General features: G+C 71.7%; 22 protein-coding genes and 1 riboswitch. Of the genes, 9 read left to right on the plus strand and 13 right to left on the minus strand.

Translation table 11 applies throughout. The features are described from left to right. Window positions 1-5: 5 nt before the first annotated feature. Complete coding sequence (locus WMF17_RS29865; RefSeq protein WP_437596577.1) at window positions 6-971, minus strand: MbnP family copper-binding protein; 966 nt, start codon at window positions 969-971, stop codon at window positions 6-8. Window positions 972-1,278: 307 nt separating this feature from the next. Here WMF17_RS29865 and WMF17_RS29870 point away from each other — a divergent pair, with 307 nt between their 5' ends. The 3 genes from WMF17_RS29870 to WMF17_RS29880 are packed head-to-tail and all read left to right on the plus strand — an operon-like array spanning window position 1,279 to window position 5,143. After that, window positions 1,279-3,381, plus strand: a complete 2,103-nt coding sequence (locus WMF17_RS29870) for a TonB-dependent receptor (RefSeq protein WP_437644369.1) — start codon at window positions 1,279-1,281, stop codon at window positions 3,379-3,381. An 8-nt stretch (window positions 3,382-3,389) separates the two neighbouring features. Then, on the plus strand, window positions 3,390-4,283 hold the full coding sequence (locus tag WMF17_RS29875; protein ID WP_437644370.1) for a hypothetical protein: 894 nt from the start codon (window positions 3,390-3,392) through the stop codon (window positions 4,281-4,283). Beyond that, entirely contained in the window at window positions 4,280-5,143 is an 864-nt protein-coding gene (locus WMF17_RS29880) for a hypothetical protein (protein ID WP_437644371.1), read from the plus strand. The genes WMF17_RS29875 and WMF17_RS29880 overlap by 4 nt, the downstream gene beginning before the upstream one ends. A 164-nt stretch (window positions 5,144-5,307) precedes the next feature. On the opposite strand, the gene WMF17_RS29885 is transcribed toward WMF17_RS29880, so the two are convergent. The 7 genes from WMF17_RS29885 to WMF17_RS29915 form a co-directional block, all read right to left on the minus strand. Continuing rightward, window positions 5,308-7,077, minus strand: coding sequence for a protein kinase domain-containing protein (locus tag WMF17_RS29885; RefSeq protein WP_437644372.1), 1,770 nt, complete (start codon window positions 7,075-7,077; stop codon window positions 5,308-5,310). Between the two features lie 63 nt (window positions 7,078-7,140). Next, the gene (locus WMF17_RS29890; RefSeq protein ID WP_437644373.1) at window positions 7,141-8,406 is read right to left on the minus strand and encodes an NAD(P)/FAD-dependent oxidoreductase; all 1,266 of its coding nucleotides are present in this window, start codon (window positions 8,404-8,406) and stop codon (window positions 7,141-7,143) included. 68 nt (window positions 8,407-8,474) lie between these two features. Further along, window positions 8,475-9,239: a class I SAM-dependent methyltransferase gene (locus WMF17_RS29895; RefSeq protein WP_437596583.1), complete on the minus strand. Its 765-nt coding sequence runs from the start codon at window positions 9,237-9,239 to the stop codon at window positions 8,475-8,477. Between the two features lie 80 nt (window positions 9,240-9,319). Then, window positions 9,320-10,345, minus strand: a complete 1,026-nt coding sequence (locus WMF17_RS29900) for a dipeptidase (RefSeq protein WP_437644374.1) — start codon at window positions 10,343-10,345, stop codon at window positions 9,320-9,322. A gap of 57 nt (window positions 10,346-10,402) precedes the next feature. After that, complete coding sequence (gene sugE / locus WMF17_RS29905; protein WP_437644375.1) at window positions 10,403-10,720, minus strand: quaternary ammonium compound efflux SMR transporter SugE; 318 nt, start codon at window positions 10,718-10,720, stop codon at window positions 10,403-10,405. Window positions 10,721-10,739: 19 nt separating this feature from the next. Continuing rightward, window positions 10,740-10,805: riboswitch (guanidine-III (ykkC-III) riboswitch) on the minus strand. A gap of 91 nt (window positions 10,806-10,896) precedes the next feature. Continuing rightward, on the minus strand, window positions 10,897-12,321 hold the full coding sequence (locus WMF17_RS29910) for a pectate lyase family protein (protein WP_437596586.1): 1,425 nt from the start codon (window positions 12,319-12,321) through the stop codon (window positions 10,897-10,899). Window positions 12,322-12,647: 326 nt separating this feature from the next. Further along, complete coding sequence (locus WMF17_RS29915) at window positions 12,648-13,559, minus strand: LysR family transcriptional regulator (protein ID WP_437596587.1); 912 nt, start codon at window positions 13,557-13,559, stop codon at window positions 12,648-12,650. A gap of 118 nt (window positions 13,560-13,677) precedes the next feature. Here WMF17_RS29915 and WMF17_RS29920 point away from each other — a divergent pair, with 118 nt between their 5' ends. From WMF17_RS29920 to WMF17_RS29935, 4 genes are all read left to right on the plus strand, one after another. Beyond that, complete coding sequence (locus tag WMF17_RS29920) at window positions 13,678-14,448, plus strand: SDR family NAD(P)-dependent oxidoreductase (protein WP_437596588.1); 771 nt, start codon at window positions 13,678-13,680, stop codon at window positions 14,446-14,448. A gap of 235 nt (window positions 14,449-14,683) precedes the next feature. Further along, a complete protein-coding gene (locus WMF17_RS29925; protein WP_437596589.1) occupies window positions 14,684-14,884 on the plus strand; it encodes a hypothetical protein in 201 nt (66 codons plus the stop codon). Between the two features lie 37 nt (window positions 14,885-14,921). Then, entirely contained in the window at window positions 14,922-15,977 is a 1,056-nt protein-coding gene (locus WMF17_RS29930) for a hypothetical protein (RefSeq protein WP_437644376.1), read from the plus strand. A gap of 5 nt (window positions 15,978-15,982) precedes the next feature. Then, window positions 15,983-16,378, plus strand: coding sequence for a hypothetical protein (locus WMF17_RS29935; protein ID WP_437596591.1), 396 nt, complete (start codon window positions 15,983-15,985; stop codon window positions 16,376-16,378). Here WMF17_RS29935 and WMF17_RS29940 read toward each other — a convergent pair. The 3 genes from WMF17_RS29940 to WMF17_RS29950 form a co-directional block, all read right to left on the minus strand. Next, window positions 16,284-17,069, minus strand: coding sequence for a prolipoprotein diacylglyceryl transferase family protein (locus WMF17_RS29940; protein ID WP_437596592.1), 786 nt, complete (start codon window positions 17,067-17,069; stop codon window positions 16,284-16,286). The two genes, WMF17_RS29935 and WMF17_RS29940, sit on opposite strands and share 95 nt — an antisense overlap. Before the next feature lie 82 nt (window positions 17,070-17,151). Next, entirely contained in the window at window positions 17,152-18,621 is a 1,470-nt protein-coding gene (locus tag WMF17_RS29945; protein ID WP_437596593.1) for a glycosyl hydrolase family 8, read from the minus strand. A 101-nt stretch (window positions 18,622-18,722) separates the two neighbouring features. Next, on the minus strand, window positions 18,723-19,169 hold the full coding sequence (locus WMF17_RS29950; RefSeq protein WP_437596594.1) for a hypothetical protein: 447 nt from the start codon (window positions 19,167-19,169) through the stop codon (window positions 18,723-18,725). 322 nt (window positions 19,170-19,491) lie between these two features. Here WMF17_RS29950 and WMF17_RS29955 point away from each other — a divergent pair, with 322 nt between their 5' ends. After that, window positions 19,492-19,878: a fucose-binding lectin II gene (locus WMF17_RS29955; protein WP_437596595.1), complete on the plus strand. Its 387-nt coding sequence runs from the start codon at window positions 19,492-19,494 to the stop codon at window positions 19,876-19,878. 1,022 nt (window positions 19,879-20,900) lie between these two features. On the opposite strand, the gene WMF17_RS29960 is transcribed toward WMF17_RS29955, so the two are convergent. Continuing rightward, complete coding sequence (locus WMF17_RS29960) at window positions 20,901-21,638, minus strand: pyridoxine 5'-phosphate synthase (RefSeq protein ID WP_437644377.1); 738 nt, start codon at window positions 21,636-21,638, stop codon at window positions 20,901-20,903. 164 nt (window positions 21,639-21,802) lie between these two features. Then, a complete protein-coding gene (locus WMF17_RS29965; RefSeq protein ID WP_437644378.1) occupies window positions 21,803-22,144 on the minus strand; it encodes an SPW repeat domain-containing protein in 342 nt (113 codons plus the stop codon). A gap of 328 nt (window positions 22,145-22,472) precedes the next feature. Here WMF17_RS29965 and WMF17_RS29970 point away from each other — a divergent pair, with 328 nt between their 5' ends. Continuing rightward, window positions 22,473-23,582, plus strand: a complete 1,110-nt coding sequence (locus WMF17_RS29970) for a THUMP domain-containing class I SAM-dependent RNA methyltransferase (protein WP_437596598.1) — start codon at window positions 22,473-22,475, stop codon at window positions 23,580-23,582. Window positions 23,583-23,624 lie beyond the last annotated feature (42 nt).

The raw sequence follows: 23,624 nt of genomic DNA on the forward strand, positions 1-23,624 counted from the left end.
GGCTCCTAGTCTATCCTGAAGAACGACTGCTGCTCGGGGCGCGGCGAGCCGTCGGCGGTGTCGATGCCGAGGTGGAGGAACAGCGGCGGACAGTCGGGATCCGTCGCGTCGGACATGCAGCCAGGCGTGCCGCCGGCGTTCCCCGACACGTCGGTGTCCGAAACGAGCGCCGCATAGTCGACGAGCACCTTCGTCGTGAGCGGATCGATGTCCTGGATGACGATCTCGGCCACGTTGGGGCGGTCGCACGCGGTCACCTCGCCGCCCTCGCCGGCGACGCAGCCGGTGCTCCCGATGTGCACGATGAAGGGGATCGCGCCCACCTCGGAGACGCTGTCGATGCGCAGGAACTTGTACCCGGCCTGCCAGCTCCAGAACAGCCCGGTCAGGTTGAGCGGCGACGGCGCGACCGAAGCGTCGCCGTGGTTGAGCTCGAACGGGACGCCGAGCTTGAACGACAGGCCATCGTACTCCCCGGCCGGAACCGTCCCGCGCACGAGCCCGTTCGTCTCCTGCGTCCCGTTGGCGCAGCTGCCCGACCTGTCCTCGAAATCGAGGAGCACGACGTTCTCGTGCTGCCACAGCCCGTCCTGTTCGAGCGAGAGCGGCACCTCCTCGCCGTCCGCGCGGCGCAGGCGTACATCGTGAATGTACAGGCGGAAGTCGTTGAGCTTCACGTCCGTCGCCGCGGTGCCGACAGCGTACGTGTCGCTGCAGGAGAACACCTCGTCACGGACGCGGCCCTCGAACTGCAGCTCGACAGCGACCGCCGCGTCGCCGCCCCCGGCCCCGCCGCCGCCTGCCTCGCCGCTCCCCCCCTCGCCGCCGGCCCCGCCGCCGGCGGCGCCCGTCGAGGTCGATGATGTGCCATCGGCGGGGCTCCCCCCACCATCGCTGCCGCACGCCGTGAGCGAGAGCGCCGCCCCGACCAGCGGGAACAAGAGCCATGACGCACGAAGACCGCGTTTCATGAGAGTCCTCCTGAGGAACCAAGGAACGATGCGCGCCACGATAGGCCGCGTCATCACCAACCTGAATGCGACATCTTGTCGCGACCGCTGTCGCGCTCCGCTCCATCCCACGAATCGAGCGGGCATCGAAAAATAGCTCCTGCTCGTCCCGGTGCGGCGCCCCGCGGCCAGCGACAAGGAACGCCGCGGACACCCCGCGCCGGCCGCCTGAAACCTCTAGCAGGCGCGCCGGTGGGATCCCAGGCGAGCGAGCGCATCCAGCCGCGTAGCACGAATTCAGAAAAACGTGCTACGGAGCGGTCCCGCTGTGATCCTCTCCCTGCGCACGGCGCTCGCGCCGCTCCTTATCACCACGGCCGCCGTCCCGGCGCGCGCCGGCGACGCCGCCGCCCCTCCGCCGCCCGCGGCGGCCGAGGCCGCGACCGGCGACGCCGCGCCGATCGCGGTCGTTGTGCAGGGCGCGCCGCCGCCGCGCAGCGCCTCCGAGGCGGTGCGGGAGCGGGCCGAGGTGCGAGCCGCGCCCCACCGCACCGCGAGCGACGTGCTGCAGCTCGTGCCGGGCGTGTTCGCCGCCCAGCACAGCGGCGAGGGCAAGGCCCACCAGATCTTCTTCCGCGGCTTCGACGCGGTCCACGGGCAGGACCTCGAGATCTGGATCGCGGGCGCGCCGGTCAACGAGGTGTCCAACGTCCACGGGCAGGGCTACGCCGATCTCCACTTCGTGATGCCCGAGGTGATCCGCGAGCTCCGCGCGCAACCCGGGTCGTACGATCCGCGCCAGGGGGACTTCGCCGTCGCCGGCACCGTGCGCCTCGAGCTCGGCTACGACGAGCCGGGGATCACCGCCACCGCCTCCGCCGGCTCGTTCGGCGCGCGCCGGCTCTTCCTCGCCTACCACCCCGAGCACGCCGAGGAGACAACGTTCGCCGCGTTCGAGGCGTACACGACCGACGGCTTCGGCCCCGCCCGCGCCGCGAGCCGGACCTCGGCCATCGCGCAGGGCGTCTACGAGCCCCTCGCGGGGGTCCGCGCGCGCGTGATGGTGTCGGCGTTCGCCTCGCGCTTCGGCTCCGCCGGCGTGCTGCGCCTCGACGACCTCGAGGCGGGCCAGGTCGACCGCTTCGCCTCGTACGACCCGGATCAGGGCGGCGACTCGTCGCGCGCGCAGCTCGTCGTCGACCTGCGCTCGTCCGGCGGCGACGCCGCCCGCGGCGAGGGCCTCTCGCTCGCGCCGTTCGTCGTGCTGCGCGCGCTCCGCCTGCGCTCGAACTTCACCGGCTACCTCGCGGATCCGACCTCCGGCGACGCCACCCAGCAGCTCAACGAGGCGATCACGGCGGGCGCGACCGCCTCGTACCGGCTCAGGTTCCCGGTGCTGTCGGAGCGCGACACGTTCGAGGCGGGCGTCGTCGCGCGCACCGACTGGATCGAGCAGTCGCAGCGGCGCCTCGCGGCCGTCGACGGCCGGCCGACCGCGACGCTCGTCGACGCGAAGGTCCGCGCGACAGACCTCGCCGGCTACCTCGACGCGTCGATCCGGCCGGCGCGGCGGGTCACGGTGCGCGGCGGGCTGCGCGCCGACGGGCTCGCCTACCAGGTCGTCGACCACGCCGGCGAGGGCGCGCAGGCGCGCAGCGCGCAGGGCGTCCACGTGGGCGGCAAGGGCACGATCGACGTGACGCTGCTCCCCGGGCTGCACGCGCTCGCCAGCGTGGGCCAGGGGTTCCGCTCGCCCCAGGCGCGCAGCCTCGGCGAGGGCGAGCGGACCCCCTTCACGCGCGCGCTCTCCGCAGAGGCCGGGCTCCGCTACGCGGACGAGCTCGTGAGGGCGTCGGCGGCGCTGTTCCACGCGCGCCTCAGCGAGGATCTCGTCTTCGACGAGGCGACCGGCCGCAACGAGCCCGTCCCCGCCACGGCCCGCACCGGGGTGGCCCTCGACGCTGTCGCGCGCCCCGCGCCGTGGCTCGTGTCGAGCGTCGGCCTGACCTACACCCGGGCCGCCTTCACCGCCGCGGGCGGGCGCCACGCGGCGGGCGATCTCCTCCCGTTCGTGCCGCAGGTCGTCGCGCGCGCCGATCTCGCGGTGACGCCGCGCCTCGGCGCGCTGTTCGGCCGGCGCCTCGAGGCCCGCGCGGGCGCCGGCGCGACGCTGCTCCACGGACGCCCGCTGCCGTACGGAGAGCTCGGGCGCGACGCGCTCCTCACCGACGTGACGGCGCACGTCCGCTACCACCGCGTCGAGCTCGGGCTCGACGTCTACAACCTCCTCGACGCGGCCTGGTTCGACGGCGAGTTCGTCTACCCGTCGAGCTTCACCCGGGGCGCGGCGCCCGACCTCCTGCCCGCGCGGCACGTGACGGTCGGCGCCCCGCGCAGCTTCCTCGTCTCGCTCTCGCTCTTTCTCGGATGAGGTCCTCGATGACATCCACCACAGCACACGAAAGGCCCCGCCGGCGCGCCGCGCTCGCCGCGGCGGGGCTCCTCGCCGCGGGCGCGCTCGCCGCCGGGTGCGGCGCCGCGGGCGGCGACTCGACCGCCGGCAAGCGCCTCACGCTCGCGACCGAGATCGTCGCCGACGCGGCGCCGGCCGAGCCGTTCACGAACGCGCTCGGCTGGACGATCACCCTGTCGAAGGCGCACCTGTCGGTCGGGCCGCTCTACTACTTCGAGGGCGCGCCGTTCACGGCGCTGCGCGCGGCGCCGGGCCGCGGCGGCGCGCCCTCGCTGCTCGACCGGCTCGCCCGGTGGGCCGTTCCGGAGGCGCACGCCCACCCGGGCCATTATCGAGCCGGCGAGGCGAGGGGCCAGATGACGCAGCCCACCTCGGTCGACCTGCTGGAGGGGGCGACCGCGCTCGCGGACGCCGACGCGGTGAGCGGCGTCGTGCGATCCGCGCGCTTCACGTTCGGCGTGCCGCCCGCGGGCCCGTTCGCCGCGGAGCTCGACGGGCACGTCGTCGCCCTCGAGGGCCGCGCCGAGAAGGGCGACGTCGCGCGCGTGTTCCGCGCGCGCGCCCTGCTCGCGGACGTCGTCAGCGACGCGACCGGCGAGCCGGCGGTGGAAGGGTGCGTCTTCGAGGAGCTCTACGTCGACGGGCCCGGCGTCGTCACGCTCGTGGTCAAGCCGGCGGTCTGGCTCGACCAGGTCGACTTCGAGGACGTGGCCGGGAGCGACGACGGCGCGCCGGCGGATCTCGAGCCGGAGAGCCAGGCCCGGCGCGGCTTCGCGCGGGGCCTCAAGAAGGGGACGGCCTACGCGCTCTCGTTCGCGCCCGGCGCCCCGCAAGAGCAAGAGAAAGAGAAGGAGCGATGAGGATCACCGGAGGAATGTACGCAGCGACGCTGTCGCTCGCCGCGACGGCGCTCGCCGGCTGCGGCGATGACGGCGCGTCGGGGGCCGGGAGCGTGGCGTTCTCGACGTGGGGAGAGGAGTACATCGAGCAGGAGATCCCGGCCGCGGATCTCGAGGACGGCTGGAGCGTCCGGTACGAGAAGTTCCTGTTCGTCCTCCGGAACGTGACCGTCGCCGATCGCGAGGGGAACGTCGGTGCGCGGATGGAAGGCTCGATCCTGTACGACCACACGAAGCCCGGCGTGAAGCCGGTGGTGACGTTCGAGGGCCTCGAGGCGAAGCCCTGGGAGCGCGTATCCTACGAGATCGGCCCGGCGGACGCGGACACCGCGCTCGACGGGGCGACCGAGGAGGACAAGGCGCTGATGCTGGCAGCGGGCGCGTCGGTGCACATCGAGGCGATCGCGCGGAAGGGGGACGGCGGCGACGAGAAGCGCCTCGACTGGACCTTCTCGCTCGCGACGCGCTACGCCGACTGCCAGGGCGAGAAGGCCGGCAAGGAGACCGAGGGCGTCCTCGTCACGAACGGCGGCACCGACACCGTGGAGCTCACGATCCACGGCGACCACTTCTTCTACGACGACCTCCAGTCCGCGGCCGCTTCGCGCCGCTTCGCGCCGATCGCCGCCGCGGACGCCGACGGCGACGGCGACGTCACCCTGGAGGAGCTCGCCGCGGTCCGCCTCGTCGCGATCGCGGAGGGCGGCTACGGCACGGGCAGCGCCGGAAATATCAATGATCTCGGTGCGTTCGTCGCGGCGCTCTCGGGCACGCTCGGGCACTTCCGCGGCGAGGGCGAGTGCGTCTCCGAGGGCCCGTGACCGGGCCGGCCGGCGGCTAGCTCCGCCCGCCAGAAGTCCGGCCAGGGTTGGCCGGACTTCTGCGCCGCTTCGCGGCGGCTTCGCGCGGGCGGCCCTAGTTTTGTTGCCTCGGGGCTCCGCCCCGAACCCCGGCGTCCGCTTCGCGGCCGCCCCGCCCGCGGAGCTCATTCGATCGCGACGGTCGTCGAGACCTCCTGGAGCTCGTTCCCGTCGAACGGCGGCACCCGCGTGGAGCCGAGCACCATGTGCACGCAGCTCCCGGCCGGGGTCATCGCGACCCTCGGATCGATCCCGATGCGCTGCACCGCGCCCGCGGGGTTGAAGAACACGCGCGCCGTCACCGCCTTCGGCCCCTGCTTGCCCTTGCAGTGGACCGGCGCGGTCGACCCCTTGCGTTGCAGCGCGGCGTGGGCCGCCGCGTGATCGAACGGCCTCGCCGCGCTCGGCTGCGCCGCGCTCGGCTGCGCCGTGGTCGCGGGCGCGCCGCCTTCGCGCGAGGGGCGCGGGGCCTTCGGCAGGAGCACCGGCCCGTGGCGAGGGCCGGGCGCCGGCTGCTGGGCGTCCGCGCCGTCCGCGCCGGCGGCCGACGCCGGCGGGCGCGCCTCGTCGCCGCGCCCCGCGCTGACCACCGTGGGGTGCGCCGGCGCGGGCAGGCGCTGCACCAGCTCGACATCGCGCGGCGGGCGGCCGGTGGCGAACGCGAGCGCCGCCGCCGCCGCGGCGCCGCCGAGCAGGCCGCCCGCGAGGAGCAGCATGGGCCTCCACCAGGCCGGCCGCGGGGGGGCTTCCGCCGGCGCGCTGCTCGCCAGGGCCGGCGCGCTCGCCGGCGGAGAGGACGCGCCCTGCCGCGACCGATCCGCCGGCTGCGAGGAAGGCGGCGCACCCCCGCGCGCGCCGGGGGCCGTTGACGGCGGGCGCTGCGCGTCGGCAGCCACCTCGGTCGGGCCGGTCATCAAGAGGCGCGAGGCCATCCCCGCGGCCGTGACAGCCGCCGCCGCGATGCCGGGCGGCGCCACCGAGATCGCGGCGCCGCGCGGGTCGACGAAGAGCGCCGGCCCGAGCGCGTCGAACGCCTCCTGCGCCGTCTGGAAGCGCTGCGACGGCTCGCGCGCGAGGCAGCGCGCGAACCAGGCGTCGAACGGGTGCACGATGCTGCCGGCGCTCCCGAGCGCCGTCGCGCGCGTCGAGGCCGGGTCGATCGGCTCGAAGAGGATCTCGCGGAGCAGCACGGGCATCGCGGTGCCCATCGGGTCGTTCGCGGCGCGCCAGTACGTGCGGCCGGTGAGCATCGCGAAGGCGATGAGCCCGAGCGCCCACACGTCGGTCGCCGGCGCGATCTGCCCGCGCGTTTCCGTCTGCTCGGGCGCCATCCAGAGCGGCGTGCCGAGCGACGCGGTCGCCATCGTGCTCGCCTCCGCGGCGATCTTCGCGATGCCGAAGTCGAGGACCTTGACCGACCACGGCGCCGTCGCGCTGTGCGTCTTCGCGAGGAAGACGTTCTGCGGCTTCATGTCCCGATGGACCACGCCCGCCCGGTGGGCGGCGCCGAGCGCGTGGCAGAGCTGCCGGAAGATCTCGTGCACCTCCTGGGGCGGGAGCGGCCCGCAGCGCTTCATGCGCTGCGCGAGGTCTTCCCCTTCGAGCAGCTCCATCGCGAGCCACGGCACGCCGCTCGCCGGGTCGATGCCGGCGCCGATCACCTGCACGATGTGATCGCTCTCGACCAGCGCGCCGACCCGCGCCTCCTGCTCGAAGCGCTCGCGCAGGCGGGTGTCCGCGCAGAGCTGGGGATGCATGAGCTTGAGGGCGCGCAGCTTGCCGGTGCTCGCCTGCTCGGCGATGTACACGGCGCCCATGCCCCCGGCGCTGAGAGGTCGAACGATCCGGAACTCTCCGAAGAGCATCCCGGCCGCCGGCTGGATCGGCGCGATCATGGCCGGCGATGCTAGCATGGTGCTGTCGAGGGGGGCCGGCGCGCACCGGCGCGGCGCGGGTCGCTACGGGTGCGCGCCAGCGCCGTCGCCATCGCCATCGCCATCGCCATCCACGCCCCGCGGGGGGATCGACGCGACGAGGCGCTCGATCCCGAGCCGGCCGACGACGAGCGCGCCCGTCGCCGCGGCGCGGAGCGCGTCGGGCGCCGGCTGGGGTCTGCCGGCGAAGTGGCGCATGCCGAAGCGCAGGAACGACGGCTCGCCGAGGAGATAGCGCTCGACGCGCTCCCGCGGCGCGCCGTAGAAGGCGCGCATCACCCGGCGGCGGAACCGGATGTCCAGGCCGAGCAGCGAGCGCTCGACGCGCCGGGCCCAGTCGTGGAACCCGAGATCGCGGGCCTCGAGCTTCTCGGCGAGGTACTCGCCCGCGAGGGCGCCGTACGTGATCGCCTGGGCGATCCCCTCTCCCAGCATCGGATCGATGCCCGCGGCCTCGCCGACGAGCAGGACCGCAGGCCGCGCGACCGCGGCCCTCCGGTCGAGACCGCGCTCGGCGAAGCGCTTCCGCCGGTAGCGGTCCGGGTCGAGGCCGAGCGCCGCGAGCCGGCTCCGGAGGACGCGCTCGGCGTCGGGCGCGGGGCGCGCTGCGCCGAGGGCGCCCTCGTGCAGCACGTACGCTCCCCGGCAGACGAGCTCGCGCCCGCCCACGATCGTGGGAAAATCCCACAGATAGCCGGGGAACGAGCGGTCCCGCATCTCGAAGTGCAGGAGGTCGCGCGCCCGGTCCGCCGCGACGGGCTCGGTGTCGACCTCGACGGCCTGCGCGCGCAGCCTGCCGAACGGCAGCCCCATCGCGCGGCGAACGACGCTGCCGACCCCGTCCGCGCCGACGACGACGCGGCCGTCGAAGGCCCCGGCCGAGCTCTCGATCCGGGCGCCGTGGGGGCTCAAGGAGGCGCCGGTGACCCGCGCCCCCTCGACGATCCGGACGCCTCTCGCCCGCGCGGCGAGGGCGAGGGCGCGATCGAACTCGACGCGCCGGACGACGCGGCCGATGTTCCCCTCGCGGAGCGCGATCTCGCCGGTCTGGAACGCCGCGCTGACGCCGTGCACCACGACCGAGGGCACGTCGATCGTCACCCCGATCGCCGCGAGCGCCCTGTCCGCTCGCTCGCCGAGCCCCCCCGCGCAGCACTTGTCCCGCGGGTAGCGCTCCTTCTCGAGCACCACGATCCTGTCGGTGAGGGCCGGGCGATGGTGGGCAAGGAAGATCGCCGTGCTCAGGCCCGCCGGCCCGCCGCCGACGATCACGACTTCATGCGCCGACATGCGGCGCCGCTCTAGCACGGCGCACCCCGCAGCGGGCGCACGGGATGCTCGGCGGGCGCGCGGGACGCTCAGCGCCGCTCGTAGGAGGCCACGAGCGTCCGGTACGGAAAGAGGTACACGCTCTTGCCCGCGAGGTCCGGGTGGTTCCCGGCCAGCTCGCGGACATCGTTCAGGACCGCGTACCGCTCCTTCAGGGGGAGCGCGGAGATGTAGCTGGTCGAGGCGATGCGCTCGAGGAGCCCGTCGAGATCGAGCTCCTGCGTGTGGGTGAGCTCATGCTCCCGGATCGACGCGAAGAGGCGGGAGTCGGAGAAAGGCTGGCGCCAGGCCCCGAACCGGTGGACCGGAGCATCCCGGCCGTAGCGGTCGAGGATGTGGGAGATGCGAGCGACCCAGTCGACGCGCTCGTCCCGCAGGTTGAAGAGCAGGGAGAGGCGCCCCCTCGGCCGGAGCACCCGGTGGATCTCGGTGAGCGCGAGATCGCCGTGGAACCAGTGGAACGACTGCGCGGCGACCGCGGCGTCGACCGACGCCTCGGGCAGGGGGATCGCCTCGGCCACGCCGTCGAGCGGGATGGCCGATGGGACCATCTGGCCCAGCTTGCGGCGCATCCCCTCGACCGGCTCGAGCGCGAGGAGCCGGGCGCCCGTCGGCACGAGGAGGCGCGTGAGCTTGCCGGTCCCCGCGCCGAGATCGAGCACGGTGCTCGCGGCGTCGATGCGGAGGGTATCGAGCAGGAGCTCGATCGCGCCGCGCGGGTAGTCGGGGCGCCCCTTCTCATAAGCATCCGCTGCAGTGGCATAGCCCTGTGCAGCGAGGCGATGGAGAGTCATGGCCTGCATCCGCTCCGCGTGAGGATGAGTTCGTGCAGCGCCGGAGGGACCACCCACCCCGACGGCCCTGTCGAGCGAGACTACGCAGCCTGGAGCCTCGTTGGAAGCGGATTATCGCCCAAGGTGCGCATTACGTTATCACGCAGCAATTTGCCGATGACACGCTCGCTCAACCCAGCTTGGAGCAGCGCATCCGTCAAGAGCGGAAGATGGGCGGCATCGCACAGCTCTCGTGTGGGAACGATGAAGCCGTCCCAATCGGATCCAAGCGCGGGGGTGTCCTCGCCGGCAACGTTGATGATGTGCAGGAGGTGCTTGACCACGGGGGCGAGGCCGTTGCCGCCGAGGTAGAGCGGGCAAAAGATGATCCCGGCGCACCCGCCGCGGTCGGCGAGGGCGCGGAGCTGCTCGTCATCGATGTTGCGCCAGTGCTCGAACGCGCCGGCAACACCGGTGTGGCTGACCATGGGTGGCCGGCGCGCGAGCGCGCACGCCTCGAGGAAGCCAGCGCGGTTGATGTGCGCGAGGTCGACGATGACGCCGAGATCCTCGGCGCGGCGCACGACCTCGCGGCCGAAGGGGGTGAGGCCTTCGCCGTCCCTGCGCCCGCGGCCGTAGGCGGGATAGCACACGTCGTTGGCGCTGAAATGGCAGAGCCCGAGGTAGCGCACGCCGCGCCGCGCGAAGCGCTCGAGCGTGTCGAGGTCGCCCTCGAGGGCGTGCGCCCCCTCGATCCCGAGCAGCGCCGCGACGGCGCCGCGGGCGCTCGCCGCCTCGATGTCCTCGGCGGTGAGCGCCTTCGTGAGGCGGTCCGGCTGCGCGCGGACGGCCTGTTCCAGGAGGTCGATCTGCTCGTCGACGACGGCGGCGAGCCCGCGCCGCTGCCCGATGGGCACCGAGACCAGGCCGAAGAACTGCGCGCCGACGCCGCCCTCGACGAGGCGGGGGACATCGACGTGCCCGGCCAGGGCAGCGAGCGGCAGCGGCGGCTCGTGGCGCTCGTGCAGATCGTAGCCGACCCAGCGCGCCCACATGAGGCTGTCGGCGTGGAGATCGATGGCGGGGAACTGCGCGTGCAGGGCGCGGGCTTCGGGGGTTCCGTGCATGGAGGGGAGGTTAGTCGACCCGAGGCGGTCAGTCGTGCGCGCGGAGGCGGAGATCGCTCAGGCGCTCGACAGCTTGAGGCCGAGGATGGACACGACGAGCAACGCGAGGAAGCCGAGCCTCGCGGGCGTCGCAGGCTCGCCGAACAGAAGGATGCCGGCGATCGCCGCCCCGAACGCCCCGATGCCGACCCAGACGGCGTAAGCCGTGCCGATGGGCAGGGTCCGCGAGGCGGCCTCGAGGAGAACGAGGCTCGCGATGATCGCGGAGATCGTGAGCACGGTGGGCAGCGGGCGCGTGAAGCCCTGTGTGTACTTGAGCCCGATAGCCCAGCAGACTTCGAGCAGACCTGCGAACAGCAACAACAGCCAGGACAAGACGAATCTCCTCGTGGTGGCTGCGTCGTCTTGTCCTGACCGGGTACGGCGCGTCTCGTCCGGGACGCTCGCGTGGAGCGCCGCGGGGAACCTAGCAGGCGCAGCGGGCTGCGCAACGAGCTGGGCGGCGACGCGGTGCGGCGCGGCTTGCTCGGCCTCTCACCCTGTCCGGTGTTCTAGTCGAGCTCGTCGCCCTGGGGCATCGCCAGGCTGCTCTCGGCATCGCTGATCAGCGCCGCGGCGAGCTCGTTGATGTACTCCTCGACCGCTGTGTATCCGGACGACATCACCTTGCTGTGATCGCCTGCGTTGGACGGGCTGAGGCCGCGCGCGCGCTCCCACGCGTCCGCCATGCCGTCGCCGTCGGCGTCGGCGGGCGCCTTCCCGGGGGTGAGCCCTTCCATCAGGTTCTTCGCGTAGCGAGCGCCCCACGCGCCGTCGCGGCGCTCGATGTTCTGAAGGACGCCTCTCGTCACGACGTCGTGCGGCAGCGCGCCCGCCTGCGCGAGGACGAGCCGAGCGGCGTCCGCCGCGCTGTGCGTCGTCACGGGGATGTACCCCGGGACGTCGCGCGAGAAGTTGAACTGCGACGACGCGCGGTGCGACTCGGGCTTGTTGAGACGGCTGAAGCTCGGGTGGAGGAACGGCTTCTGCCAGGGGTTGTTCACCACGCCCGTGAACCTGCCAGGATCGTCGATGTAGTTGTCGGCGAGGAAGTACTTGAGCCCCGCGCCGGCGCTGCCGTCGAAATAGAAGGGGATCAGCTGATCGCTCGGCCCCTTGATGTACGCGTTCCCCACGATGTTGAACTGGCCGCTCGCCCGGTTGTGATGCACGAACCCGTGCCTGACATTGTAAGCCACGTTGTTGCGGATATCGGCGGGGCCGTTCGCGACCGCCGGGCACCTCGCCTTGTGATGGGCGAACAGGTTGTGATGAATCGTGATCCGATGGCCATCAGGGCCGTTGATGAGACCGTAATTGTGCGCCCCCTCTGGATGGCCCGTGGTCGACGACGACTCGATGGTGGACCACTGCACCGTGACGTCATCCGCCTCATAGAGATCCAGGGTCTCGTCGACGCCCCAGGCGATGGAGACGTGATCGAGGATCAGCTTCGAGTTCAGCGAGAACTGCGCGCCGTCGAACTGCTCTCCGGCCGAGCCGCCGAACACAGGGCGGACTCGCAGGAATCTTACAATGACATTGTTGACCGCGTTCGAGTACCTGGAGAGGAGGCGGCCGCGCACGGTGATGCCCGCGCCCGGCGCCGTCTGGCCCGCGATCGTCACGTTTCCATTGCGGATGACGGCATCCCCTTCGATCACGCCGCTCACGTCGAAGACGATGATGCGCGGCCCGCTCGCGTCGAGGGCCGCCTGGAGGCTCCCCGCCCCGCTCGCCCGCAGGTTGGTGACCTTGATGACGCGCCCGCCGCGCCCGCCGGTCGCGACGGCGCCAAAGCCCTCTGCACCGGGAAACGCCGGGAGCGCGCTCGCCGGAGCCGACAGCGCCGTGAGCGCAGACACCGCCGCGATCACGCAGCCGAAGCGGCGAAGCCCCTGTGCTCCAATGGAAGAACAAGTAGGAAGGTATGTCATGACGTTCGCTCCCCTTTCGTACGTCTTAACCTCAAGCCGTAGTGTGATGACCCTACAGGACCGACTTCATCGACGGCAATCGACAATTGCCAATCCGTGCGACAGGGCACACCAAAAGCGATCTGGCGATTTCAACTCGCCAGATGAAGCGAGCTTGGTTATCCTGCACGTGAAGCGCACAGGCGGGCTCATGACATACCGAGACGCTCCCACCCGCGACGACAGCGGGCACACGCAAGAAGAACAAACACCGAACAACGCGCGCGCGGGGAGAGGAGATTGCCAGTCTCGACGACCGCGCAGATCGATTGAACACGCCCGCGCGCTCAGCGGTCGAGCGCGTCGAGGTGCGGAGAGAGCACCTCGGTGATCCAGCTCATCACCGCGCGCACGCGGCGCGGCACGCCCCTGCCGTGCGTGTGGAGGAGCGAGACCGGCATGGGCGCGCAGGTGAGGGCGGGCAGGACCTCGACGAGCACGCCCGCGGTGATGCTCTCGAGCACCCCTACCCGCGGCGCCTGGATGATGCCGAGGCCCGCCACGCACGCCGCGCGATAGGCGTCGGCGCCGTTGACCGTCACCACGCTGCGCATCGGCCGCTCGCGGTAGCCGCCGTCATCGGGGTACTCGAACGACGGCGCCTCGGCGCCGAGCGCCGACGAGTAATGCACGACGAGGTGCCGGTCGAGATCCTCGAGTCGACGGGGCGTGCCGTGCTTGCGCAGGTACGCCGGGCTCGCGCAGTTCATCATCCGCAGGACGCCGAGCCTGCGGCCGACGAGCTCCGCGTCGCCCGGCGCGCCGACGCGCACGACGCAGTCGAAGCCCTCGCGGAGCGGCGCGACGCGCCGGTCGGTCGTGCTGACGACCATCTCGAGCTCGGGGTGGCGCGCGAGCAGCTCGGGCAGGCGCGGGATGATGACGTTGCACGCGAAGTTCACCGGCAGATCGATCCGCACGCGCCCCCGCAGGGCCCTCGCCGACTGGAACATCCCGCCGATGTCGTCGGCCTCGAGCACGAGGCGGCGCGCCCGCGGGAGGAGCGCCTCCCCGTCCGGCGTGAGGCGCACGACGCGCGTCGAGCGCTGGAGGAGCCGGCTGCCGAGCTCCGCCTCGAGCGCCTTGAGCCGCAGCGACACGCGCGCCTTGGGCATCCCGAGGTGCTCGCCGGCGCGCGTGAAGCTCTCGAGCTCGGCCACCTTCACGAAGATCTTCAGCGACTCCAGGTCGACGCTCATTGTTTCGCCTGGCGAAACAGTGTGTCGGTTCTCCCGGCCTTTATCAACCCGGAACGGAGCGCTATTCCTGCTCTCAGACAGCGGCGAGCGGCCGCGTCACCCGCGAAAGGACCTGATCATGAGCACATCGAAGCCCAATCCCGTCGCCCTCATCACCGGCGGAAGCCGCGGTCTGGGAAAGAGCATGGCCCTCCACCTCGCCGATCGCGGCGTGGGCGTCGTCATCACCTACCGCAGCGGCGCGGCCGAGGCGGCGGACGTGGTGAAGCAGATCGAGGCCAAGGGGAGCACCGCGGCGGCCCTCGCGCTCGACGCCGCCGATACGCGCAGCTTCGACGCGTTCGCCGGGGCGGTGAAGGCGGAGCTCGCCGGCCGCTTCGGGCGCGACCGCCTCGATTACCTGGTGAACAACGCCGGCATCGGCGCCCACGCGAGCTTCGCCGAGACGACGGAGGAGCAGTTCGACGCTCTCATGAACGTCCACCTGAAGGGGACGTTCTTCCTCACGCAGAAGCTCCTTCCGCTCATCGCGGACGGGGGGCGGATCCTCAACGTCTCGTCGGGGCTCACGCGGTTCTCCTTCCCCGGGTACGCCGCCTACGCCGCGATGAAGGGCGCCGTCGAGGTGCTCACCCGCTACATGGCGCAGGAGCTCGGATCGCGGAAGATCGCGGTCAATGTGCTCGCGCCGGGCGCGATCGAGACCGATTTCGGGGGCGGCGCCGTGCGCGACAACGCCGAGCTCAACAGGATGATCGCCGCCCAGACCGCCCTCGGCCGGGTCGGGCTCCCCGACGACATCGGCGGCCTGGTCGCGCTGCTGCTCTCGCCCGAGGGCCAGTGGATCAACGGCCAGCGCATCGAGGCGAGCGGCGGAATGCTGCTCTGAGGCGCGTCCGGTCCGTGCGAGCGGCGAAGAGAGACAGCGAAACGATTCGACGAGCTCAGGGCGAATCGCCGCGCTCACCTCGGGTGGCAGCGAGCCTGGAGCCCCCCTCCCCGCGCATCGGTTCGTCGGTGGTGCTCCCCGGTGTCCTCCCAAACCCGGCCGAGGTCGTCTATCATGAGAGAGGGCGCTACCAGGGCCCGCGCACCCGTCCTTGCTTTGTCCACCGAGAGGATCGATGAAGACTTCTTTTCTGCGGATGGCGTCCCGGTTGAGCTTCTTCGCGCTCGTCGGCGCCGGCTTCGGCGCCCGTGACATGTGCCTCGGCAACGACGGACCGCCCCCTGCCCCGCCCCCCGAGCCCGCGGACGCCGGCGAGGACGGAGCCATGAGCCAGCGCCCCGCGGTCCCGACCCCGCCCGACGTGCGCCCCATCTGAAGGCGCGCCGAGGGCTTGCGTGGGAGGGCGGCTTCACGTGCTCGCAGGGTCGGTCGGCGCCATCCCGGCGCCGCCGCTCGACGCCCCGCTCGCGGGCCTCGATCACCTGCGCCGCCTCGGCCTGCGCCTCCTCGGTCCCTCCCTCTCGCGCTCGCTGCTCGTCGAGCGCGAGCGCCGCGTCGCCGTCCTCGGTTCGACCCTCCTCGTCGCCGCGCTTCTCCTCGCCTCGACCTGGCCCGTGGTGATGCTCGTGCTCGGCCCGCTCCTCTGGGGCATCCCGCACGTGCTCGCGGACGTGCGGTACCTCGTGGCGCGCCCGGGCCTGCACCGGCGGCCTCTCGTGCTCGCGGCGATCGGCGCGGGCATCGTCGCCGCGGGCCTCGGCTACGGCGTGCGCGGAGGCCTCTTCGGTGCGGCGCTCGCGCTCTGCGCGGCGCGCGCCTCGTGGCCGCGCCGGCTCGTCGGGCTCGGGGTCGTGGGCGCGCTCTTTGCCGTCGCGCAGCGCGCGGGGTACGCCGCGGACCTCGCCTTCGCGCACCTGCACAACCTCGCCGCCGTCGTGATCTGGTGGGCCTGGCGGCCGCGACAGACGCGCCTGCACCTCGTGCCGATCGCGCTCTTCGCGGCGGGCGCGGCGGCGCTGCTCCTCGGCGCGGCGGGGCCCTTGCTCGCGTGGAGCGGCGGCGCGGAGGCGCCGTGGACCGGGCTCGAGATGCGTCACCTCGCGTGGACCTTGAGCCCGACGCCGGCGGGCCCGCTCGCCGAGCGGTTCGTTGTGCTCTACGCGTTCGCGCAGGCGACGCACTACATCGTCTGGCTGCGGCTCATGCCCGAGGACGACCGGCCGAGCAAGACGCCGCGCTCCTACCGGCAGAGCTTCCGGGCGCTCGCGACGGACCTCGGCGGGTGGATCCTCTGGCTCTCGGTGCTCGGCGCGCTCGGGCTCGCCGGCTGGGCGTTCTTCGGCCCCGGAGCGGCGCGTGACGGCTACCTGCGCCTCGCGTTCTTCCACGGCCACCTCGAGCTCGCCGCGGGCGCGTTGCTCTGGGCCGAGGGGCGCCGCGCCCTCTCCCCGGCGCACGCCTCCGCCTGACGCGAATGTCGACCGGGGAGACGCTCGTCCGCGCCTGCGTGGCGTTCGTGCTGACCCAGGTGATCGAGGTCCCGATCTACCGACGTGCGCTCGGCGTGCGCCCGCTCGTCGCGTTCGGAGCGAGCCTGATCACGCACCCGATCGTGTGCTTCGTGATGCCGGCCGCGTGGAGGACGCTGTACGTGGCCGTGATCCGAGACGATCCGCGCTTCGTGCTGGGGGAGACGGGCTACTTCCTCGGGTATGGGGTCCTCGCGGAGGGGTTCGCGGTGGCCGTGGAGGCGGCGTACTTCTGGAAGGTGGGGATCACGGCGCGGCGGGCGTTCGGGTGGGCGCTCGCGGCGAACGCGACGAGCTCGCTCCTGGGGCTCGTGCTCCGGGCGGCGACGGGGTGGCCTTGAGCCGAAGCAAGGCGATCCCGAGCGGGATCAGCGCCCCGAGGCAAACCCACTGCGCCGCCGTGAGCCCCTGCCATCGGGGATCCGGCATCCCGCCGAAGTCCTCGGCGCGCAAGAAATCGAGCCCGAGACGCAAGACCCCGTACGCCACCGAGAGCGCGCCCGTCACGACGCCCGGCCGCGACGCGCGACGCGAGGTGAGGACGACGATCCCGACGAGGAGCGGCGTCGCCATCCACTCCAGCAGGCCGAGGTCGAAGCGCGCGCCGCCCGGGTACCGCACCGCGAGCCACGATGTCGAGAGCCGGCCCGGGTGATCGTGCGCGAAGGCGCACGCCGCGCGCGCGAGCAGCCATCCGAACGGGAAAGCGAACGCCGTCGCGTCGGCCGCGGCGAGCAGGGGCATGCGGAGCGCCCGCGCGAGGCCCACGAGCCCCACGATGGCCCCGAGGCACCCGCCCGCCGACGAGAGCGTCCCGCCCCCACCCACGAGCCGCCCCACGCCGTACGCGCCCCCGATCGCCGCGGCCGCCGTGCCGATCGCCAGCGCCTCGATCGCCCCCGCCGAGCCGAGCCCGAGCGCGCGAGCGCGCCGCACGAGCGCGAGGTGGTTCACGACCACCGAGAGCGTGAGCAGCAAGCCGAACGCGTGGAGCCCGAACGGCAGGGTCGGGAACGTGAGCCAGGGGATCACGGGCTACGGCTGCGATATTGGGCGCCCGCAATCCCCGGAGGAATCCGAGCGCCCACGCCCTACCGCCCCCACACCCGCCGGACTAGCGCTTACCGGAAGCAGGAGACGCCGAGGCCTGCGCTGGCGGCATGATGACGCGGAACTTCCCGCTCAGGTGCAGCAGGGACATCGTATAGAGCATGCCGTCATAATACCGCCACTTGCCCGTGGGCGCCTCACGTTGATACACGTCCTCGACGAAGCGCCAGGCCCGCGGATGGGTAGCAGCCAGCGCCGCAACGCCGTTCATCGACACGAGTCCGAGCGAATCGTGCTCGACGATGGGCTTACCCTCGAGGGTGAAGTTGGCCCGGTACTTCGGGCCCTGTGACTCGAAGAACGCGAGAAGTCTATCGCTCAGCTCGGTCTCCCGCGGATCCTTCGCCCACCACGCCGCATCCACCGACCAGTTCATCGCGGTGCGGAACGCGTCGTAGCGGAAGTTGGCGGTCCCTGCGTCCCAGGAAGCGGCCTTGGGGGTGCCATCGAAGTTGGCGTAATCCGGAGCGAGCCCGGTCTTCGGATGGGTCGTCTTGACGAAGTAATCGCGGCTCACCTTGGCCGCTTCGGCCCAGAACGCACGATCCGCCTCGGGGCCCCAGGCCGCCCAGAGCTCGTAGAACGCAGGCAGGTGATACGATGGATCGGTATGATCGCCGTTCTTCGAGAAGTTATCCGAGTCCGGCGTGAATCGCACCATCTTGTGCTCGGCATTGAAGAGCGAGAGCAACGTGGTCTTGCGCTTGTCGGCGTTGACCGGTCCGGTGATGGACTTGCGGTTCTTCATCGCGTCGAGGAGGCTCAAGGCCTCCTTCCGGTAGTCGTAAATCCCTTTGCCGTTTCCCCAACGGTGGGACGCAAACAGCAATGCCGTCGCAAAATACTCTTCCGCGTCGGCGGCAGGATTCTCATCGATGGCCGTGCCATCCGGGCGCATCTGCCAGGAGAAATAGCCGAATCCGGGGTGACGCGGATCCGCGTGATACATGTGAGACTTGGCCCAGTTCCACAGAGCATCGAAGTCAGCCTTTTGATCGACCTGCACGGCGATCATCATGCCGTACGACATCCCTTCGGAGCGGATGTCATTGTTGCCGATGTCCATGATGTACGCCTTGGGGCCGTTCGCGTTCTTCCCCGCCGCGAACATGACGGCTTGTTCCTTGGGATCGCCATGGAACAGCTGCGCGTAGGCCTTCGCGATCTTGGCGTCGATCTCTGCGGGTTTGTGCCCCAGCTCGGCGAACAAATTGCGATACTCACCCGTGACGTACGCCCCTTTTGCAGCGGGCTGAAGCGGAGGACCCAGGGGCGCGGGCTCCGCCGCCGGGGGCGCCTGAGCCGCGCCGCCCTGGCTCGAGGTGCCGGCCGGAGCGGCGCTGCTGGCTTGATTCGTGGCGCTCGCCTGGTTGGGAGAGCCAACCTGGTTGCCTTGGTTGCTCGGCGCGCAGGCGATCACCGTGAGCGCAAACCATGACGATGCGACCGGAAACTTTAGCATTCTCAAGTTCATCACTGTCCTCTTTAGCGAGCTCGCATCCTATCGGAAAGGTGCTCGGCGTCAACATCATTGGCGAGCTAACATGTGCCATGCTCGCAAAGTGCCGCCCTCACTCAACAGCCTCGGGGCTCCGCCGTCGCGGCGCGCCCCCATGCGGCCTCGATGGCGGCGCGGACAGGGCGAGCCAGCAAGCCCTCGTCTTCAGCCGCGAGCGACAAGCCGCCTTCGCCAGGAGCGATGGCGGCCTCGATGAGCCACGACGGCAGGCCTGTTCGTCCTCGATCCATGTCCCGGCAGCCGCGGCCCTGGCCCGGCACGCCGGGCGAGGAGCAGGAGCGCCCGAGGATGGCCGCCGCGGAGCGCGTCCTTGGGAACGACGCCCCGGCGCGAGCGCCGCTCGAGGCGCGACGCCACGGCCTGCCGGGCGTCGCGCCCGCGCCGGACACGGCGGAGCGGCCGCCGAGCACGAAGAACGGCGCGCCGGCGGCGCCGAGCGAGCGGGCCCCCTCCTCGTCGGCGCGCGCCTCGGGCGCGTGCGAGGTCGGACCACACGTCCGCACGGAGCTGCTCCATGAGCCGGAGCGTACGTCGCGGCGGATTACGAACGGTAGGACTTTTGCCCATGTCAAGCCCGGCGGGGACGGCGCCCGGCGAGCCGTCCTGGCCCGTGAGACACCAGCTTGCCCCGTCGCAGGACCGGCGCGCCGTGCTTGGCTAAGTCAGATCGGTCTGCCCATGACCGCTTCCAGCACGGGAAGATGTTTGTCGTTGCACGCTTGCGGCAGGTTTGATAGCCATCCTCTGACGCCGCGAAACCGTCCCCCTTCTCGACGGTCCTTCTCCCGGCCGCGGGGCGCGATCCATAGGAAGGAACATGAGCACATGCCTCAATTGACCGGCAACACCTGTGAAATCGATGAGCTTCCGGATGGTGTGACCGTAACCATCAAAGTGACGACCAACTCAAGGTACACTCAAAAGATCACCGTGACTCGCAACGATGAGGTGCTGTGCGTCTTCGCAGGCTCTGGTGAGCGCAACGCGATGACGGGCCAGTCGACCGTCGTCTCCAATGCAAGAGCGAAGCTGCGAGCGAAGTTCGAGTATCAAACGGACATCAACGCAGAATGGCTCAAGTCCCGCCAGCTGAAATCTGGCGGTCCTTATGTGATAGGCAACTACAACCTCATGGTGATCGTCGCTGAGAATGGAGACGACGGCGACTACAACGACAGCATACTTGAATTCAGCTGGAACACGCCCACGTAGCGGTGTCCGGAGCTCCGGAGGCGGGGCGCCGTGGGGGTCCGCGGGCGGCGCCCGACGGCCCATTTCCGTTCGATGTGGCACCGGGCGAGCGCGTCGTCCTCGAGGGTGGCGGCCCACCGAACGTGAACGACGGAGACCGCCTCAAGGACCGCGACGCGCGAGTCGACTACACGTTCGTCGCGCCGAAGTATCGCTGCACCGAAGCGAAGTTGGTGATGCCGGGGAGAGCTTCTCGGAGAGAGCTGCTCAAGGCCGGAGGGCGTGACCCGCAGCCCCGCACACGACTTCCACAAACGACGTGATATCGTCGCTTTCGGACATCAAGAAGACACGGCCATCGGCCAGAAAAAAGCCACCGCCTCGTGTCGAGATCACCGAGCCGGAGACCTCGCCAGCGAGCGCGACGAGCTCTCCGTTCATCAACCTTGCAAAGGGGGATCGACCGGGATTCATGCGCGAGCACACCGTGCTTCGTCCCGGCCAAGGAAGAGCAGTCGGCCACTGCCGCGCCTCCGGACTCGATGAGGAAGAGCGCATCACTCACCGTTTGCCCGTCTTTGTCGAGAAGAATGATGCGGGGATCCCAGGTTACGTGGGCGTTACCCGGCGCAACACGCTCACCGTCGGCCGACGGTTGCGACCGGATTCGCGGCCATAGCGCGAGTGAAGGCGTCGAGGACCCTTTCAGGACCCACGTTGGTTCCGTCGGGAAAAAGTCGGTGCACCAGGATGGCCCCTTCATATCCCGACCCCTCATCCTCCGAATAAGCCACCAACACGTGGCCGTGCCGGACGCGCCCGCATCGCCTCCCCCATCGCTCACCAAGGAGCCAGCCGCTCCGCCGTCCGCGCCGGTCCCACTCGCTCCCGAGCCACCCGCATCCTCTCTGAGGGAGGCGAGGTTGGCCGCGCGCTCCAGGCAGCGCGGGCTCGGCGATCTCCACCTTCGGCGTCGCGGAGCGGCGCTCGACCGCAGAGATTCACCGAAGCCGGTGAGATCCCCCTCCGCGGCGTCCGCCCCGCTACCGCGCCGGCGCGCGGCGCCCCTCGACCGCTGCGAGGTAGTCGAGCACCGACTGCTTCATGCCGACCTCGAGCGCGAGCGCCACGAGGTGGTGGCCGATCGACACCTCCTGGATCTGCGGCGCCTCGCTCACGAGCGGCGCGAGGTTCTCCACGGTGAGGTCGTGCCCCGCGTTGATCCCGACCCCGGCCGCCGCGGCGGCCCGCACGGTCGCGACGATCTTGTCGAGCTCCGCGCGGTGATCGCCGCGATCGAACGCCTGCGCGTAAGGCCCGGTGTAGATCTCGATGCGATCGGCCCCCATCTCGGCGACCACCGGCACGACCGCGGGGTCCGCCTCGACGAAGAGGCTTGTCCGGATCCCCTCCTCCTTGAGCCGCTTCACCACCGGCTGGAGGAGGAAACGCCACTTCACGACGTCCCAGCCGCGGTGCGAGGTGAGCTCCCCGGGCGTCACCGGGACCAGTGTGCACTGCGTCGGCCTGAGCTCGAGCGTGAGGTCGAGGAACTCCTCGCGGAGATCGCCCTCGAAGTTCGTCTCCACGGCGGTGATGTGGCGAGTCACGGCCCGCGCGTCGTCCGGTGTGATGTGCCGCCGATCGGCCCTCGGATGGATCGTGATGCCGTGCGCCCCGTAGGACACGATCTTCCGGGCGAAGGAGAGGACGCTCGGGGCGTCGTGTCCCCGCGAGTTCCGCAGGAGCGCGATCTTGTTCACGTTGACGCTGAGCTTCATGGGGGCATCCTCTCGCCGGCTCGGGCGCGGCGCTCGCGACGCCGCTATACACGATCGACGCCGCGAGGCGAACACGACACGAGCCGGCCGAGGGGACGCGGCCTGCCGGCGACGCCGGACCGGACACCGCGCCCCGCGCTCCCGCCCGCCGCGGCCCGGCAGCTCTACAGGCGCGGCACGGTCCGCGCCCCCCGCACCGCGACCTCGGTCGGGACGAGCGACACGATGAAGATGCCGATGGCGACGAGCGCGTTGTTCCACACCGTCCCCGCCGACAGCGCGGGTATCGACCAGGCGCTGACGAAGAGCCAGATCGCCAGGATCGTGTTGAGGTAGCGCGCCCGGGGCGCCCAGATCGCGAGCACGGCGAAGAGCACGCACAGCGCGCCCACCACCCAGATGTTGGTGAACTGCCCCTGGCTGTGCCGCCAGAGGAACGCGGAGATGACCAACCAGACCCCGAGCGCGATGTTGATGCCGCGCACGGTCGCCGTCCGACGCTGCATGGCTTCACCCCTCCTCTCCTGTCGCCGTGCCGGCGCTCTCCGCCGTGCGGCGCCCCCGCTCCCTCGCTCCCCCGCCCGCTCGCCGCAGCCCGCGCGCAGGCGTCACGCCCCCGAGCGGCCCGGAAAGGCCGAGTCCGCTCACCCCCTCATTCCGCTCACCCCCTCATGCCGAGCGCCGGCGTGCCCTGCGCCCGACCCACACATCAACGAGCTCGCCGAGCTCCGTGCGAATCCAGTGCCACCGCCGCGGCCCGCCCGGCTCGCCCGGCAGCCGCAGGGCCGTTCGTGAGGGCCGCCGCGCGGCGGTTCGGCTACAAGCCCGGTCGCCATGGACTTCTTCGCGACCGCCGCCAAAGGCACCGAGCCCGCCCTCCGCGACGAGCTCCGCGAGCTCCGGTTCCGCGGCGTCCGCGCCGATCGCGGCGGGGTCCACTTCGCCGGCGCGGCGGACGAGGGCTTCCGCGCCTGCATCGAGCTCCGCACCGCCGTGCGCGTGCTCGCGGAGCTCGCCTCCTTCGACGCGCCCAGCGGGGACGCGCTCTATGAGGGCGTCTCCCGCGTCGACTGGGCGCCTTACCTGAGCCCTGTCCACACGCTCGCGGTCCGCTCCTCCTGCCGCTCGAGCGCGTTGACCCACACCCAGTTCATCGCCCAGCGGACAAAGGACGCCATCGTCGACCAGATCCGGCGCCGCGTCGGCGCGCGCCCGTCGGTCGACCTCGAGGACCCGGACCTCGCCCTCTTCGTCCACCTCGTCCACGACCACGCGACGCTCTACGCGGACCTCGGCGGCGCCGCGCTCCACCGCCGCGGCTACCGCACGCACATCGGCGAGGCGCCGCTCAAGGAGACCCTCGCCGCCGCGCTGCTCCGCCTCTCCGGCTGGGACCGCGCCCGCCCGCTCGTCGACCCGATGTGCGGCGCCGGCACCATCGCCCTCGAGGCGGCGCTCTGGGCGCGGGACATCGCCCCCGGCCTGCGCGCGCAGCGCTTCGGCTTCGAGCGGTGGGCCTGCCACGATCAGGCCGCCGCGCAGCGCACGACCGCCCTCCGCGACGCCGCCCGCGCGCGGATCCGGCCCGAGGGCCCGCCCATCCTCGCCGCCGACATCGATCCCCGCGCCGCCGAGATCACCCGCGGCAACGCCCGGATGGCCGGCGTGCAGATCGACGTGCGCTGCCAGCCCATCTCCGCGCTCTCGAAGGCCGAGCCGCCGGGCCACGTGCTGACCAACCCGCCCTACGGCGAGCGCCTCCCGGGGACGCTCGCCCTCTACCGCGACATGGCGGCCGCGCTCTCGCGGCTCGCGGGCCACCGCGTCGCCCTCCTCGCCGGCACCGAGGACATCGAGCACGCGATGCGCCGCCGGCCGGAGCGGTCGCTCGTCGTGTTCAACGGCCCGATCGAGTGCCGGCTGCTCACGTACGACATCCCCTGAAGCGCGCCTCCCCGCGCGGCGCGCGCCGATCGCGCGGAGAGG

The organism is Sorangium sp. So ce362 (genome assembly GCF_051519845.1).
Lineage (GTDB): Bacteria > Myxococcota_A > Polyangia > Polyangiales > Polyangiaceae > Sorangium.

Excerpts from the sequence above, each read along its gene's own strand:
- WMF17_RS29945 (WP_437596593.1), bottom strand. The coding sequence starts at position 18,621 with ATGAACTTGAGAATGCTAAAGTTTCCGGTCGCATCGTCATGGTTTGCG.
- WMF17_RS29925 (WP_437596589.1), top strand. The coding sequence starts at position 14,684 with ATGAAGACTTCTTTTCTGCGGATGGCGTCCCGGTTGAGCTTCTTCGCG.
- WMF17_RS29885 (WP_437644372.1), bottom strand. The coding sequence starts at position 7,077 with ATGATCGCGCCGATCCAGCCGGCGGCCGGGATGCTCTTCGGAGAGTTC.
- WMF17_RS29915 (WP_437596587.1), bottom strand. The coding sequence starts at position 13,559 with ATGAGCGTCGACCTGGAGTCGCTGAAGATCTTCGTGAAGGTGGCCGAG.
- WMF17_RS29880 (WP_437644371.1), top strand. The coding sequence starts at position 4,280 with ATGAGGATCACCGGAGGAATGTACGCAGCGACGCTGTCGCTCGCCGCG.
- WMF17_RS29970 (WP_437596598.1), top strand. The coding sequence starts at position 22,473 with ATGGACTTCTTCGCGACCGCCGCCAAAGGCACCGAGCCCGCCCTCCGC.
- WMF17_RS29955 (WP_437596595.1), top strand. The coding sequence starts at position 19,492 with ATGCCTCAATTGACCGGCAACACCTGTGAAATCGATGAGCTTCCGGAT.
- WMF17_RS29865 (WP_437596577.1), bottom strand. The coding sequence starts at position 971 with ATGAAACGCGGTCTTCGTGCGTCATGGCTCTTGTTCCCGCTGGTCGGG.
- WMF17_RS29935 (WP_437596591.1), top strand. The coding sequence starts at position 15,983 with ATGTCGACCGGGGAGACGCTCGTCCGCGCCTGCGTGGCGTTCGTGCTG.
- WMF17_RS29895 (WP_437596583.1), bottom strand. The coding sequence starts at position 9,239 with ATGACTCTCCATCGCCTCGCTGCACAGGGCTATGCCACTGCAGCGGAT.
- WMF17_RS29875 (WP_437644370.1), top strand. The coding sequence starts at position 3,390 with ATGACATCCACCACAGCACACGAAAGGCCCCGCCGGCGCGCCGCGCTC.
- WMF17_RS29965 (WP_437644378.1), bottom strand. The coding sequence starts at position 22,144 with ATGCAGCGTCGGACGGCGACCGTGCGCGGCATCAACATCGCGCTCGGG.
- WMF17_RS29920 (WP_437596588.1), top strand. The coding sequence starts at position 13,678 with ATGAGCACATCGAAGCCCAATCCCGTCGCCCTCATCACCGGCGGAAGC.
- WMF17_RS29890 (WP_437644373.1), bottom strand. The coding sequence starts at position 8,406 with ATGTCGGCGCATGAAGTCGTGATCGTCGGCGGCGGGCCGGCGGGCCTG.
- WMF17_RS29900 (WP_437644374.1), bottom strand. The coding sequence starts at position 10,345 with ATGCACGGAACCCCCGAAGCCCGCGCCCTGCACGCGCAGTTCCCCGCC.
- WMF17_RS29910 (WP_437596586.1), bottom strand. The coding sequence starts at position 12,321 with ATGACATACCTTCCTACTTGTTCTTCCATTGGAGCACAGGGGCTTCGC.
- WMF17_RS29960 (WP_437644377.1), bottom strand. The coding sequence starts at position 21,638 with ATGAAGCTCAGCGTCAACGTGAACAAGATCGCGCTCCTGCGGAACTCG.